Raw genomic sequence first — 14269 nt, forward strand, 5'->3', positions numbered from 1 at the left:
AGATAATAAAATGGCTATAAAAAAACATTTGGTAGTTTCAAGTTTATTGGGTGCAAGTTTTGCAGCCCTAGGCCAAAACTCCTTTATTGTTGAAGATTTAAAAGTTGAAGGATTGCAACGTGTCGCACTTGGTGCTGCATTAACGCATATTCCTATCAACGTGGGCGACAATGTTGATGAATATACAATTTCAAAAACAATTAAGTCACTTTATCGCTCAGGTCACTTTGACAATATAAAAGCGTTGCGTGATGGCAATAACGTTATTTTTAAAGTAACTGAACGCCCAACAATTAGCTTTATTGAATTTGAAGGCAATAAAGACATTAAAGATGAGCAGTTAAACCAGTCGCTTGATCAACAAGATATTCGTCAAGGCGAGCCGCTGGATAAAACGGTTATCGATAATATTGAAAAAGGCTTAGTTGAGTTTTTCCACAGCATTGGTAAATACAATGCAAAAGTGGACATAAGTATCACTAAGCTGCCACGTAACCGGGTTAAATTGAGACTCGAGTTTGATGAGGGCGATGCAGCCTCTATTCGTCAAATCAACTTAGTTGGTAATGAACTTTTTTCAAACGAAGAGCTACTTCAGCTTGCAGAGTCGCAACAAGATTTACCTTGGTGGCAGTTTATGGGTAGCGATCGCTATCAAAAACAAACCATCGAAGGCGATTTAGAAAAAATTCGTAGCTTTTATTTAGACCGTGGTTATTTGCGTTTTAATATTGATTCAACTCAAGTATCAGTTAGTCCTGAACGTGAATCGGTTTATGTAACGGCAAATATCACCGAAGGTGTAAAATACAAAGTGAAAGGCTTTGATTTTATCGGTGATTTACTCGGCCGAGAAGAACTAATAAAAAGTGTTATCCCACTTCGTACCGGAGAGTTGTATAACGGCTCGGTGGTGACTTCTTCAGAAGAGTTTATAAAAAGTTACTTAGCTCGTTTTGGATATGCTAACGCTGAAGTACGCACCATTCCAGAAATTGATGACGAAAACCAAGAAGTACAACTAACTTTGTCGGTTGACCCTGGAAAACGTGTTTATGTTCGTCGAATTATTGTAGGTGGTAACCAAAATACAGCTGATGAAGTACTACGTCGTGAAATGACACAGCTTGAAGGTGCATGGCTATCTAACCAAAATCTTGAGCGTTCTAAATTACAAATTCAACGTTTACCTTATATGGAAACTGTTGACTTTAATGTGGTGCCTGTTCCCGGTGTGGATGACCAAGTAGATGTTGATTTTACTGTTAAAGAGCAATCTGCGGGTAGCTTTAATGCCGGCCTTGCTTATGGTTCGTACTTAGGCCTGCAATTTAATATTGGTGTAACTGAATCTAACTTTTTAGGCACAGGTAACCAAATTGGTTTTAACATTAATACCTCGCGTGGCTCTGAGCGTGTCAGTGTGTCGTACACAGACCCTTACTTTACGCCAGATGGGGTATCGCAAGGCAGCAGCATTTTTTACAGTAACTACGATGCTAGCCAGTTTAGCTTAATTGACTATAAGTCAAAAAGTTATGGCCTTGGGACTAACATTGGTTTTCCAATTGATGCTATAAATCGTATTAACTTTGGGGCTCGTTGGATAGAAGAAGAACTATCAGATATCGCTGAATATGAGCAAACACGTGTATTACGTGAAACCTTCCTCGATCCAGAAAACCCTGATGCGGGCTTTGAGTTTACCAAGTATGAGTTAAGTGTAGGTTGGTCGCGTGTAACGGTAAACCGTGGTTTATTCCCAACAGCTGGCTCAAGACAAACATTAAACCTAACAGCAACAACGCCGAATTCAGATTTAAAATACTTTAAATTAAATTACGATTCACGTTTTTACTGGCCGATATCAAACGATCATCGTTGGGTGTTCTCAACGCGTGCGGCATTAGGTTACGGTAATGGTTATGGCTCTACTAACGGGTATGAGCAGACGCTCCCATTCCAAGAGTACTTCCGTATTACAGAAATGGAACTACGCGGCTTTGATAGAAATACTATCTTACCGCGCGCAGTATCACGAGTACCGCAATCTATACCAGGCACGCCATCGGGTGATGGTACAACCACAGGTAATATAGGTGGGGCATCTGAGTTTGATGTATTGAGACCTCAGGGCCGTATAGGTGGTAACGCGAAGGCGGTTGCAGGTATGGAACTTATTGTTCCTACACCGTTCTTAGATGAAGAAAATACCAGTTCGGTACGTACTAGTTTCTTTGTTGATGCTGCCAACGTTTGGGATACCGAGTTTAACGTTGATCGTTATCAAAACTTAGGTATTGATGAGCGTGCAAAATTAGATGATTATTCAGACCCAATGCGCTTTAGGGTTGCAACCGGTTTATCATTACAATGGATCTCACCTATGGGTCCTATGCTGATCAGCTTTGCGTATCCGTTGCAAAAAGAAGAAGATGACGATACCAAGACCATCAGTTTTAATATTAGTAACACTTTCTAAAGGAGTTTTTTGTGAAAAAATTATTCAAATCAACAGCAGTTGCAGTTCTAGCTACACTTATGATGGGTACATCAGTTAATGCTTTTGCTCATAAAGTGGGTATTGTAGATATGCAAGAAATCTACAAGCAGCTTCCACAAATGGCTAAAATCGAACAGTCTTTACAAACTGAATTTGCTGAGCGTCGTCAAGAGCTTGAAAAGTTACAGGGCGATATTCGCTTTGAAGCTGAAAAGTTTAAGCGTGAAAGCACCACAATGAGTCAAGATCAAAAAGACGCATTACGTGATAAAATTCAGGGTATGCAAAAAAACCTTGCTGAAAAGGGCCGTCCGTTAGAGCAAGAAATTAAAGCACGTCAAAATCAGGAGTTGGCTAAAGTTCAGACTTTAATCATTGAAACTATCCAAGAGATTGCTAAAAAAGGTGATTTTGACGAAGTTAAAGTAAAAGACACAACTATTTACTTTAATCCTAAAGAAGTAACTGATCTTTCTGAAAAAGTAGTAACAGCTGTAAGTAAGAAATAATTAACCTATGCAAAATTATACGCTTTCGCAAATTGCGGAACTTCTAGGCGCCGAGCTTCAAGGTGATGGCGCTTTAGAAATTAAAAAAATAGCGACACTTGCAAATGCCCATACTGGGCATATTGCATTTTTAGCGAACAAGAAATATCGATCTCAGCTTGAGACAACAAAGGCCAGTGCGGTGATACTCAGCCCTGACGATGCGCCTTACTTTTCAGGCAATAAAATCATCGTTGCCAATCCTTATGTTTGTTATGCCAAACTCGCTCAGTTTATGGATACTACACCTCGTAGTGCAAATAGTGGTATACACCCGAGTGCGGTAATACATGCCAGTGCACAAGTGAGCAAAAGTGCAGCCATTGGTGCTAATGTTGTAATTGAAGCTGATGCTGTAATTGGTGATAACGCACAAATTGGTCCGAACAGTTTTATTGGTGAACGTGCTAAAATAGGCTCAGGCACCAAACTTTGGCCAAGTGTGAGCATTTATCATGATGTTGAGATTGGCGCAGATTGTTTATTGCAAGCTAACACTGTCATTGGTAGTGATGGCTTTGGCTATGCAAATGAACGTGGTCAGTGGCTTAAAATTCCACAATTAGGCTCTGTGATCATTGGCGATAAAGTAGAAATTGGCGCAAGTACCACGATAGATCGTGGTGCGCTTGATGATACTATTATCCACAGTAACGTTATTATTGATAACCAGTGTCAAATAGCACACAACGTTGAAGTTAACTCAGGCACCGCTATTGCCGGTTGTACTGTACTTGCAGGCAGTGTCACCATAGGTAAAAATTGCCAGATTGGCGGCATGAGCGCAATTAACGGTCACATGTCTGTGTGTGATGGTGTTATAATTACCGGCATGAGTATGGTGACCAAATCAATCACCGAACCAGGTATTTACTCATCTGGTATGCCTCATACGACTAACAAAGAATGGCGAAAATCAATTGCTCATTTGCGCAACCTTTCAGACATGAAATCACGTCTAAAAGCGCTTGAAGCATTGAACAAGTCATGAACGTTGAACACTAAAAAGGATGCTATTTTGGCAAACGAATTAAATAGCCTTGATATTCAAGAAATTTTAAGTTTATTACCGCACCGTTACCCGATGCTACTAATTGATCGTGTAATCGATTTCACCCCAGGTGAATCATTGCATGCAATTAAAAATGTATCGATTAATGAACCTATTTTCACTGGCCACTTCCCAAATCAGCCGATTTTTCCTGGTGTGCTAATATTAGAGTCAATGGCGCAAGCAACGGGTCTATTAGGGTTTAAAACGGTTGAAAATCGTAGCGAAAACGAACTTTACCTATTTGCAGCTGTAGACAACGCGCGTTTTAAGCAGCCAGTTGTGCCAGGTGATACCATGCATCTTCATGTTAAGTTTTTAAAAGAGCGTCGTAACATATGGAAATTTGCGGCTGAAGCTAAAGTTGACGGCAAAACAGTGTGTAGCGCCGAAATCATGTGTGCTAGAAGAGAGTTTTAATTGTGATCCATGCTACGGCAATAATCGAACCGGGTGCAAAACTTGGTAACAATGTGTCAGTTGGACCATATAGTTACATCGGTAATGATGTTGTTATTGGTGATGACTGCATTATTGAGTCTCACGTTGTTGTTAAAGGGCCTGCTACTATTGGCTCTGGTAACCATATTTTTCAGTTTGCCTCTGTGGGCGAAGCTTGCCAAGACAAAAAATATAACAACGAACCAACCAGTTTAATTATTGGCGACAATAATGTGATTCGTGAATGTGCGACTATCCACCGCGGTACAATTCAAGATGAAGGTGTTACCAAAATAGGCAGCAATAACTTATTTATGGCTTACACCCACGTTGCACACGATGCGGTAATTGGCGATAACGTTATTTTTGCAAATAATGCCAGTGTAGCGGGTCACGTTCATGTTGGTGATTGGGTTATTTTAGCGGGTAACTCAGGTGTTCATCAATTTTGTAAAATTGGTGCGCATGCATTTGTTGGTATGTATTCGGGGGTAAACAAAGACGTACCTCCATTTGTTACCACCATTGGTATGCCAGCAGGCCCTGCAGCAATCAATACTGAAGGCATGAAACGCCGTGGTTTTGAAAGTGATGAAATCATGGCAGTACGCCGCGCTTATAAAGCGTTTTACCGCAAGAGCTTAGGTGTTGATGAAGCGATTGAATTACTTGCTGAAGATGCTGCAAAGTTTCCAGCAGTGCAATTGATGATTGATTTCGTTAAAAGTTCTGAACGCGGTATTGTGCGTTAAAAAATAGCATTTTTAACAAATTAAAAAACCACCTTTGAGTAATCAAGGTGGTTTTTTATTAGCTGATTAATAATTCAGTCTCTACTCAGTATCGTCCTATTACACTCCCTCTACATTTTTCAATAAAGTATAAAGAATGAAACTAATAAAGTTAGTATTGCTTTCAGTACTGTCGGTGATTTTGGCCGCCTGTAGTACTGCGCCAGGTAATATAAATAATCAACAACGTGATGTTGCAGAGCAAGGTAAAGCATCATTTTATGCTGATAAGTACCACGGCCGACTTACTGCCAGTGGCGAGCGATTTAGTCAACAAGCGGCAACAGCTGCTCACTTAAAGCTCCCGTTTGGTACACGAGTAAACGTTACTAATATTGCTAATAATAAGTCAGTGGTGGTCAGAATTAACGACAGGGGTCCTTATATTCGGGGGCGAATTATAGATTTATCTAAGGCGATGTTTAAAAAAATAGCCGACCCTAAAGTCGGCGTTATTGATGTATCGGTCACCGTTATTGATAATAAGTAATACTGCCAAGGACTAAAAGCGGGTCGTTAACGCCACATAGTCAGGGTGTTCATTGAGCAATTGTTGATGTGAACCTTGAGCGATGATTTGTCCGCTATCTAACCAGATGACACTATCCATTTGTGATAACAACGCTGGATCATGAGTAATTGTTAAAACACTGGCATGCTCTTTCAGCTGTAAAACACTGTTCATAACAGCTTGTTTAGAGATATTATCGAGCCCTTCAGTCGGTTCATCGAGTACTAAAATGGCGGGTTTTTGCAGCAGGGCCTGTGCCAAGGCTATACGTCTTGATTGACCTTGAGACACATTTCGCCCGCCGGTACCTAAACGGGTTTTCAGCCCTTGTTTGAGCTCAGAGAACCAACCACCAAGTTCTGCCTGTGTTAATGCTGCTATCATTTGTTGCGAGGTTGCATCGGGAGCCGCATAAGCAAGGTTTTCGCTTAATGTGCCATCAAAAATATGATGCTGCTGGGCTAAAATATTTAATGTCTTTGCTCGACTCTCATTATTTAAATCATGCAGGCTTATGATTTCTTTGTCGCTTTGTAAGTTTATTGTTCCTTGCTGCAGTGGCCATAAACTACTGAGCAAATTCACTAAGGTAGTTTTACCACTGCCGCTTCTACCAACAATAGCCACTTTTTGCTTCGCGGGGAGCTCAAAACTCACATTATTTAATGCCTGCTTTTGGCCATAGTGATAGCTGACATTATTTAACGACAAAGCCCAGTGCTTATTTAATAGCTCAATATCTGTGGTTGATACATTGTTTGTGCTAAGCGTTTTGTCTTCAAGAATAAAGAGTCGCTCAGCTGCTTTTAGTACATTAGGAAGCTCAATAAAGGCGTTAGGCAGTAACAATACGCTTTCAAAACTGGCAAGCACAAACAGGCTCAACATCGCCAGCTCTACATTGACCATAGCACCGCTAAACACTAGCGGCACAATAGTAACAATGCTGGAAAGCATAGCTAATTGCACTATGAGTAAGCTTAAGCCATCAGCGTTGCCAAGAGCCTTATGACGAATAAATAATTGCTGATTATATTGCTCACTTAACTGATCACACTTAGTGAGTTGTTGGTTTCGAGCTTGATAAATATTTAGTTCTCTAAGGCCCGTTAAGGTGTCTGAGAGCTCTGCTCTTAGTTGTGCACTAAGTAAGGTTTCTTGGTGACTATGTTTATCTAATTGCTTACTTAATATTGCCGGTATAATCACCCCAATAATAATAATCCCAACAAAACAAATAAGGGCGACATTTACATTGTAGGCTGACATAAACAGCATAATAATAGGCACAGTCAGCAAAGCCACTAACATCGGCAGCAACACATTTAAATAAAACTTATCTAATGCGTCTACATCGTTTTGCAAGCGGTTAACTAAATCGGCACTGCGGCTCATAGCTAAATCAAGGTTATTAAGCTTGCTGAGTGTGGCGAACATGTTTACTCGTATTTCACTTAACAATAAAAATGTGGCGTTGTGAGTAACTAAGCGTTCAGCGTAACGTGAGGCGGTGCGCACAATCGCTAAAAAGCGGATGGTGCCAGCTGGGGTAAAGTAGTTCATATGGACGCCGGCAATTCCTGCGGCTGCCATAGAAGCTAAAAACCAGCCTGAAATAGCGAGTAAGCCTACATTAGCTAGCACCGTGAGTGACGCTAGAAACGTCCCCAAAAGCATCGCTTTATAATGAGGGCGGCACAATTTGAGCAAACGAATAAAATTAGCCATTAGTTACCCCTTGTTCTGCTGTTTGCAGTAGCTTTGCAAATTCGCCAGATTGCTGGCTGAGCGATTTAAAATCGCCTTGTTGAGCGATGCAGCCGTTTTCCATCACGATAAGTTGCTTAGCATTTTTTACTGTATTTAAGCGATGTGCAATGGTGATCACCAAGTGGTTTTTTGCATACTCAGCAATAGCGTTTTGAATGAGTTGCTCGGTTTGGCTATCTAAATGAGCGGTTGGCTCATCGAGCATTAAAATAGGGGCGTGTTTTAAAAATGCACGAGCTAATGCTATACGCTGTTTTTGCCCGCCAGATAGCCCTTCGCCTTGCTCACCTATTAAGGTGTTAAAGCCATCGGGTAGCTCGTTAATAAACTCCAGCGCACCTGCTTGCTCTGCAGCATTTACAAGTGCTTCATATGAAGCGTCTGGGTTACCTAATTTTATGTTGGCGGCTAGGGTGTCGTAAAATAAGGTTGGCTTTTGTGGGATCCATGCAATGTTTTGTTGTAATTGGCTTATATCCGCGGTCGTCAATGGTTGTTGGTCAATGGATATATGTTGTATTACTTCTGGGTGAAAACCAAGCATGCAATCAAGTAGGGTGCTCTTACCTGAGCCGCTAGCTCCGACAATGGCTACTAGTCCTGTGCTTGGCAGGGTTAAATTAATATTATTTATTCCCTCATTGCTATTAGGGTAACTAAAGTTGAGCTCATGGATGTTTATAGTATTGTTAGCATCAATATTGATCTTTGCTTTGTTGTTATTATCATTTGATGGCAGTGGTGCGTTTAAAATGATCAGCATATCTGCGGCGGCACTAATTCCCTGCAGGCGCGCATGGTAATGGCTGCCTAATTGGCGAAGGGGTAAATAAAATTCAGGTGCTAGTAACAGTACTACAAAGCCAGTAGCAAAATCCAGAGTGCCAAAAAACAATCTAAAACCAATAATTACCGCTACCAGTGCCACACTAATTGTGGCTAAAAACTCCAGCGCAAAAGAGGATAAAAAAGCAATTTTTAACACGCTTAGCGTTGCGTGCCTAAAATCATCTGAAATACGCGCAATTTGTTTGAGCTCTTTGCGCGTGGCATTAAATAGTTTTAGTTGAGTAAGCCCTTGTACACGGTCAAAAAAATAGTTTCCTAATACTGCCAGTTGTTGCCAACGTTTTTGATTAAGCGCCTCGGCTTTGTGGCCAACTAGAATCATAAAAAAAGGAATAAGTGGAGCGGTTAATAAAAATATTAATCCTGCTTTGTAATCGGTAGGAAATATAACCACTAATATAGCCAATGGAATAAGCGCACTATAGGCAACACCGGGTAGGTATTTAGCATAGTAGTCATGCAGTGCCTCTACACCATTGTGCAGCGTGTTGAGCGTAGCGCCTTGGCCATGTTGCTCTATATAACTTGGGCCGAGTTGTGTGAGCTTATCGAGTAAGGTTTGGCGAATAGCCGATTTAATTTTAAGCGTAGCAAGTGCGCTCAAGCGCTCACTTAACGCTAAGAAAATGGCGCGCAGTAAAATAATACCCGCTAAAGGCCATAAATAGTGGGTTACTTGGGCTAAATTATGCCCTTCAAACATCACCTCATGAATGGTTTGCGCGAGTAAATAAGCTCCTGCAATCATTAAAATTGCATTAACTGTTCCAAGTGCAATGCTTAGCTTTAACCACATTGCCGCCGGTTTACTCTGCTGCTTTAAAAAAGCGCGCAGGGGTTGTTGCTGCGCGCGATTTGGTCGGGGATTAGTCGTCATTGTGATTTGTATTATGCTCGTTTAATAAATCATGGGTGGCTTGTTCATCATCAGCAATGCTGTTTTTATTTTGATGAAATTCATACCACATCACGTTTATAACGCCTAAGGTACAAGCAAGCAGTACACCTAAAATCCACGCGAAATACCACATAATTTAGTCTCCTTAATAACTGCCGTGAGGGTTATTTTCAATTTCATCAACGGTCACTCTGCGCCACATTTTCACATAACACCAGGTGGTGTAGGCTAAAATGAGTGGCACAAATATAACCACAGCAATGAACATAACATTGAGTGTTCTGTGGCTCGATACCGCATCCCAAATTGTTAAGCTAATATCAGGGTTATTGCTTGAAGGCATAATAAACGGAAATAATGAAACGCCCGCAGTCATAATCACCCCAATTAACATCACACTGGTTGCTAATAATCCCAACGCGGGCTTATTCAATTTAGAAAACAGCAGTGCACACAGTGCCATCGCAAATGCCAAAATAGGGAAGGTCATTGTCCATGGACGTTCACTGTAGTTATTAAGCCATGCGCCTTGAGCCGTGGTAACTACTTTTGCCAATGGATCTGCATGACCTTGGGTGTCGCCCATAGAGGCAATTTGATAACCTGTTAGGTTGGCAACCCACACACCGGCCGCTGCAAATAATACTATAAAGGCAAGTAATGAGTAGCGACCATATTGTCCTGAGCGCTCAGCAACTTGATCAGCGGTTCGCAGTTGTAGCCACATTCCCGCGTGTGCAATTAACATGGTAATACTAACTAAGCCGGCAATGAGCGCAAACGGATTAAGTAAGGCAAAAAACGACCCTTGATAACTAACTCTCAATAAATTATCGATATGAAACGGTACACCCAAAAACAAGTTACCAAACGCTACACCAAATACCAGCGCAGGTATGGCACTGCCGGCAAACAAGCCCCAGTCCCAGTTATTACGCCAGCGTTTAGAGTCAACCTTAGAGCGATAATCAAAGCCTAAAGGTCTAAAAAATAATGCAAATAACACCAGCATCATGGCAAAGTAAAAACCAGAAAATGCTGCCGCATACACCATAGGCCATGCTGCAAATAAAGCGCCACCTGCGGTTATAAACCATACTTGGTTACCATCCCAATGGGCGCCAATAGTGTTAATAACGGTACGGCGTTCAGAATCTGTTTTGCCGACTAAGCGTAGCAACATGGCAACGCCCATATCCATACCATCGGTAATGGCAAAACCAATTAACAGCACACCAATAATTAACCACCAGAGCATTTTTAATGTTTCATAATCAAAAATCATGATAGTTCTCCTTTAGCAGCCGTGCTGTGATCAGGTAATTCAAAATGGTACTTACCGGTATGAAGGGAGCTTGGTCCTTGCTTAATAAATTTAATCATTAACCATGCTTCAACAATCGCCAGTCCAGTATAGAAAACAATAAAACCAGTTAAGCTAATTAAAATATCATTTACCGTCAGCGATGACGTTGCTAAAAAGGTCGGTAACACTTCAGAAATTGCCCATGGCTGGCGGCCATATTCAGCCACAATCCAACCAAACTCAATGGCAATCCAAGGCAGAGGAATGCTTAATACTGCGGCCCACAACAACCAACGTTTTTGTTCAATAATACGATGGGCGTTGTAATAAAAAGCAAGGATAAATACGCCAAGCATGATCACGCCACAGCCAACCATAATCCTAAATGACCAAAACATAGGACCCACTTTAGGGAAGGAGTCTTTAACGGCTTGTTGTATTTGTGCCTCACTGGCATCTGCTACATTAGGGGTATAACGTTTAAGTAATAAGCCATAGCCTAAATCATCTTTCACGTTATCAAACTTTTCGATATTTTCAGGGGTATCGTCACCTGCGCGAAGTTTTTCTAGATATTCATAAGCAATCATGCCATTGCGAATACGCTTCTCGTGTTTTTTCTCAAGATCTGAAATACCAATCACTTGTTCATCAAGTGAGCGCGTTGCAATAATACCTAATGCGTAAGGAATTTTAACCGCAGCATGAGTTACTTGCTCTTCAGAGTCAGGAATACCCAGCATGGTAAAAGCGGCGGGGGCTTCTTCGGTATGCCATTCAGCTTCAATGGTCGCGAGTTTTACTTTTTGTACTTCACCGACTTCGTAGCCAGATTCATCACCGAGTAAAATAACACATAAAATAGAGGCTAAACCAAAGCCTGATGCCACCGAGAAGGAACGTTTAGCAAATGCCAAATCACGTCCTTTTAATATGTACCAGCTACTAATCCCAAGCACAAACATAGACGCCGCAACATAACCTGCAGACACAGTATGAATAAACTTAACTTGCGCTACAGGGTTAAATACTAGCTCTGCAAAACTAGTCATTTCCATACGCATGGTTTGATAGTTAAACTCTGCCCCGACTGGGTTTTGCATCCACGCATTAGCAACTAAAATCCATAGCGCAGACATATTAGTGCCCAGCGCCATTAAAAATGTTACCCCTAAATGCTGGCGTTTAGAGAGCCTGTCCCAACCTAAAAAGAACATCCCCACAAAGGTTGATTCTAAAAAGAAGGCCATTAAGCCTTCAATAGCTAGTGGTGCACCAAATACATCACCCACATAATGAGAGTAATACGACCAGTTAGTACCAAACTCAAATTCCATGGTGAGGCCGGTAGCCACACCAATAGCAAAGTTAATACCAAATAACTTGCCCCAAAACTTAGTCATATCACGATAAATCTCGCGACCGGTCATAACATAAACCGATTCCATAATAACTAAAATCCAGGTCATACCGATTGTTAACGGCACAAATAAAAAATGAAATAGAGCGGTGACAGCAAACTGTAATCGCGATAGATCCACAAAGGTTTCATCTATCATTTTTGGCTCCTTTGGTTGTGATGCAGTGACAGCACAAAGCAATTGTTAATGTTTTTAATAAACTTTCAGTAATTTCTGAAAGTTTGCATCATTATTGGCGTTTGTACAAATTTTGTCAATATGTATATTAGAAAACTTTAATATACTATGACATTACATCAGTCTATAAAATACGCAATCATCAATTAAGAGTAAGCTAGAAAAAAGTGGTGCGTTTTAAGCGTTTAACCTAGCCTTAAAACACGGTAAACTAATCGGTATGAACGCCGGGTTTACTTGTGAAAAAATAGCAAATGAAAAAAGATAAAAAACAACTACGAATTGGTATTGTGGCAGGTGAACTGTCGGGCGATATTTTAGGTGAAGGGCTGATAAAAGCGCTTAAAGCGCATTTTCCTGATGCAATTTTTGAAGGTATTGCAGGTCCTAAAATGCAAGCTCAAGGCTGCAAAACGCTGTTTGATATGGATGAACTGTCGGTTATGGGGTTGGTTGAAGTCCTTGGCCGTTTACCGCGTTTACTAAAAATTCGCAAGCAGTTAGTACAGCACTTTATTGATAATCCTCCTGATGTGTTTATAGGCATTGACGCGCCCGATTTTAATTTACGTGTAGAAAAACCGTTAAAAGATGCGGGTATTAAAACTGTGCAATACGTTAGCCCTTCAGTGTGGGCGTGGCGTGAAAAACGCATTCACACTATAAGTGCAGCCACTAACTTAGTATTGGCTTTATTGCCTTTTGAAAAAGAATTTTACGACAAGCACCAAGTACCGTGTACTTTTGTAGGCCACACATTAGCCGACGACATTGCACTTGAGCACGATGATAGCCAAGCCCGCAGCCAATTAGGCTTAAGTGCTGATGACAAGGTGTTAGCGTTATTACCCGGGAGCCGGGGCTCAGAAGTGGGCTTGTTAAGTGAAACTTACATAAAAACAGCGGCTCAGTTGCAAGCACAGAACCCAGCGCTTAAAGTCGTTGTGCCACTGGTGAACGAAAAGCGCAAAGCGCAGTTTATTGCTATTTTAAATGCCACAGCGCCCTCACTTAATGTTAACTTACTGGATGGGCAATCAAATTTAGCCATGCAAGCCGCCGATGCCATATTACTGGCATCAGGTACGGCAACGCTTGAGGGCATGTTATATAAAAAACCAATGGTGGTTGGTTATAAAATTAAACCCATGAGTTATTGGATTTTTAAAACCTTATTTACCTTTAATATTAAATATTTTTCGTTACCTAATTTATTAGCAGACGAAGAGTTAGTGCCAGAGTTTTTGCAAAGCGAATGTAATGTCGCTAATTTAACAGCAGCACTTACCCCTATGCTAAATAGTGACAATAAAGAATTAAAAGCCCGCTTTTTAGCCATACATGAAAAAATTAGATTAGATGCAAGTAAACAAGCTGCAAATGCAGTGGCGGAGTTAATAAATGCAAATTGAACGACCTAATGTAACCCTAATTGCCGGTGTAGATGAAGTGGGTCGTGGACCGCTGGTGGGCGACGTGGTTACTGCCGCTGTTATTTTAAATCCCAATAAGCCAATCGTAGGCTTGGCCGATTCTAAAAAATTAACGGATAAAAAACGTCAATTATTAGCCACTGAAATAAAAGAAAAAGCACTGTGTTACGCCATTGGCCGTTGTAGTCCAAGCGAAATAGATGAGCTAAATATATTACAAGCCACTATGCTTGCCATGAGTCGCGCAGTGGAAGCACTTAGCACAGTGCCTGAATTTGTGTTTGTAGATGGAAATCGCCTACCTGAATTAGCTATGCCCGCCCAAGCGGTGGTTAAAGGTGATAGCTTAGTCGCTGAAATATCAGCCGCATCTATTTTAGCAAAAGTGGCCCGTGATGATGAAATGGTTGAACTTGATGCGCGCTACCCACAATATGGGTTTGCAGGGCATAAGGGGTATCCGACCAAAGCACACTTTGCAGCGCTTGAGCAATACGGCGCTATAGATGAGCATCGTAAGAGCTTTAAACCGGTGCAGCGTGTGCTTGCGCTTTCGGGTAAGGAGTAATT

Annotated in this window: 13 protein-coding genes; 8 read left to right on the forward strand and 5 right to left on the reverse strand. The window is 41.2% G+C overall.

Annotated elements, in window-relative coordinates; genetic code table 11:
* Positions 1-10 precede the first annotated feature (10 nt).
* From bamA to MTF66_RS29310, 6 genes are all read left to right on the forward strand, one after another.
* On the forward strand, positions 11-2482 hold the full coding sequence (bamA, locus tag MTF66_RS29285) for an outer membrane protein assembly factor BamA (RefSeq protein WP_055012808.1): 2472 nt from the start codon (positions 11-13) through the stop codon (positions 2480-2482).
* A gap of 11 nt (positions 2483-2493) precedes the next feature.
* Positions 2494-3012: an OmpH family outer membrane protein gene (locus tag MTF66_RS29290; RefSeq protein ID WP_010388129.1), complete on the forward strand. Its 519-nt coding sequence runs from the start codon at positions 2494-2496 to the stop codon at positions 3010-3012.
* A 7-nt stretch (positions 3013-3019) separates the two neighbouring features.
* On the forward strand, positions 3020-4042 hold the full coding sequence (gene lpxD, locus MTF66_RS29295) for a UDP-3-O-(3-hydroxymyristoyl)glucosamine N-acyltransferase (protein ID WP_075169617.1): 1023 nt from the start codon (positions 3020-3022) through the stop codon (positions 4040-4042).
* A gap of 27 nt (positions 4043-4069) precedes the next feature.
* On the forward strand, positions 4070-4522 hold the full coding sequence (gene fabZ, locus MTF66_RS29300; protein ID WP_008110974.1) for a 3-hydroxyacyl-ACP dehydratase FabZ: 453 nt from the start codon (positions 4070-4072) through the stop codon (positions 4520-4522).
* Positions 4523-4524: 2 nt separating this feature from the next.
* Positions 4525-5295: an acyl-ACP--UDP-N-acetylglucosamine O-acyltransferase gene (gene lpxA / locus MTF66_RS29305; protein ID WP_008110972.1), complete on the forward strand. Its 771-nt coding sequence runs from the start codon at positions 4525-4527 to the stop codon at positions 5293-5295.
* 136 nt (positions 5296-5431) lie between these two features.
* A complete protein-coding gene (locus tag MTF66_RS29310) occupies positions 5432-5824 on the forward strand; it encodes a septal ring lytic transglycosylase RlpA family protein (RefSeq protein WP_138622692.1) in 393 nt (130 codons plus the stop codon).
* Between the two features lie 12 nt (positions 5825-5836).
* Here MTF66_RS29310 and cydC read toward each other — a convergent pair whose 3' ends face one another.
* From cydC to MTF66_RS29335, 5 genes are read right to left on the reverse strand one after another with little or no spacing between them, the layout of a single operon-like run.
* Entirely contained in the window at positions 5837-7573 is a 1737-nt protein-coding gene (gene cydC / locus MTF66_RS29315; protein WP_248529402.1) for a thiol reductant ABC exporter subunit CydC, read from the reverse strand.
* The gene (cydD, locus tag MTF66_RS29320) at positions 7566-9341 is read right to left on the reverse strand and encodes a thiol reductant ABC exporter subunit CydD (protein WP_138622696.1); all 1776 of its coding nucleotides are present in this window, start codon (positions 9339-9341) and stop codon (positions 7566-7568) included. The genes cydC and cydD overlap by 8 nt, the downstream gene beginning before the upstream one ends.
* Positions 9331-9495 carry a cytochrome bd-I oxidase subunit CydX gene (gene cydX, locus MTF66_RS29325; protein WP_008110965.1) on the reverse strand — a complete coding sequence of 55 codons (165 nt, stop codon included), beginning with the start codon at positions 9493-9495 and terminating at the stop codon, positions 9331-9333. Before cydX ends, cydD begins: the two co-directional genes overlap by 11 nt.
* Before the next feature lie 12 nt (positions 9496-9507).
* Positions 9508-10647: a cytochrome d ubiquinol oxidase subunit II gene (gene cydB, locus MTF66_RS29330; RefSeq protein ID WP_008110962.1), complete on the reverse strand. Its 1140-nt coding sequence runs from the start codon at positions 10645-10647 to the stop codon at positions 9508-9510.
* Entirely contained in the window at positions 10644-12227 is a 1584-nt protein-coding gene (locus MTF66_RS29335) for a cytochrome ubiquinol oxidase subunit I (protein ID WP_054202420.1), read from the reverse strand. The genes cydB and MTF66_RS29335 overlap by 4 nt, the downstream gene beginning before the upstream one ends.
* Before the next feature lie 293 nt (positions 12228-12520).
* On the opposite strand from MTF66_RS29335, the gene lpxB reads away from it, so the two are divergent.
* Positions 12521-13678 (forward strand): lipid-A-disaccharide synthase, encoded by a 1158-nt coding sequence (gene lpxB / locus MTF66_RS29340; protein WP_138622698.1) that lies wholly within the window; start codon positions 12521-12523, stop codon positions 13676-13678.
* Complete coding sequence (gene rnhB / locus MTF66_RS29345; RefSeq protein ID WP_138622700.1) at positions 13668-14267, forward strand: ribonuclease HII; 600 nt, start codon at positions 13668-13670, stop codon at positions 14265-14267. The genes lpxB and rnhB overlap by 11 nt, the downstream gene beginning before the upstream one ends.
* Positions 14268-14269: the final 2 nt, after the last annotated feature.

The sequence above is a fragment of the Pseudoalteromonas sp. 2CM39R genome, from assembly GCF_023161845.1.

Bases quoted from the DNA above. Each gene is read 5' to 3' on its own strand.
- MTF66_RS29335 (WP_054202420.1), bottom strand. From the start codon at position 12,227: ATGATAGATGAAACCTTTGTGGATCTATCGCGATTACAGTTTGCTGTC.
- lpxD (WP_075169617.1), top strand. From the start codon at position 3,020: ATGCAAAATTATACGCTTTCGCAAATTGCGGAACTTCTAGGCGCCGAG.
- cydX (WP_008110965.1), bottom strand. From the start codon at position 9,495: ATGTGGTATTTCGCGTGGATTTTAGGTGTACTGCTTGCTTGTACCTTA.
- bamA (WP_055012808.1), top strand. From the start codon at position 11: ATGGCTATAAAAAAACATTTGGTAGTTTCAAGTTTATTGGGTGCAAGT.
- cydC (WP_248529402.1), bottom strand. From the start codon at position 7,573: ATGGCTAATTTTATTCGTTTGCTCAAATTGTGCCGCCCTCATTATAAA.
- rnhB (WP_138622700.1), top strand. From the start codon at position 13,668: ATGCAAATTGAACGACCTAATGTAACCCTAATTGCCGGTGTAGATGAA.
- MTF66_RS29310 (WP_138622692.1), top strand. From the start codon at position 5,432: ATGAAACTAATAAAGTTAGTATTGCTTTCAGTACTGTCGGTGATTTTG.
- cydB (WP_008110962.1), bottom strand. From the start codon at position 10,647: ATGATTTTTGATTATGAAACATTAAAAATGCTCTGGTGGTTAATTATT.
- cydD (WP_138622696.1), bottom strand. From the start codon at position 9,341: ATGACGACTAATCCCCGACCAAATCGCGCGCAGCAACAACCCCTGCGC.
- lpxB (WP_138622698.1), top strand. From the start codon at position 12,521: ATGAAAAAAGATAAAAAACAACTACGAATTGGTATTGTGGCAGGTGAA.